We start from the raw sequence: 310 nt of genomic DNA on the forward strand, positions 1-310 counted from the left end.
ACGGGGTCACCGTACGGACAGGGCCAATAACTTCAGGTCAGGCCAGACGGAGTTATACGCCTCCTGCTCACTCTGGGCAAGCCCGTTATGCACAGAAAGCTTTTCCTCCAGCCGCCTCAAGCAGGCCCTGACCCTACGGGTCATCCCTTTTCCTTCCCCAGGTCTATCAGGATTAACCTTCCGGGTCAGGTTTTGCTTGATTTGCGATATCAGTTGCCTGAGTTCTTCAGTCACCCGTTCCCTGAACCCCATTGCCCGACGACCTATAACCAGTGCCGCCGCGCAATGCACCGGAACGGCGTAACGTTTC

Annotated in this window: 1 pseudogene; it reads right to left on the reverse strand. The window is 56.5% G+C overall.

The annotated features are described in order from the left end of the window. Positions 1–6: 6 nt before the first annotated feature. Positions 7–310 (reverse strand): annotated as a pseudogene (locus JDF658_RS13950) (IS200/IS605 family accessory protein TnpB-related protein); the annotation flags it as partial.

The organism is Carboxydocella sp. JDF658, from assembly GCF_002049395.1.
Classification (GTDB): Bacteria; Bacillota.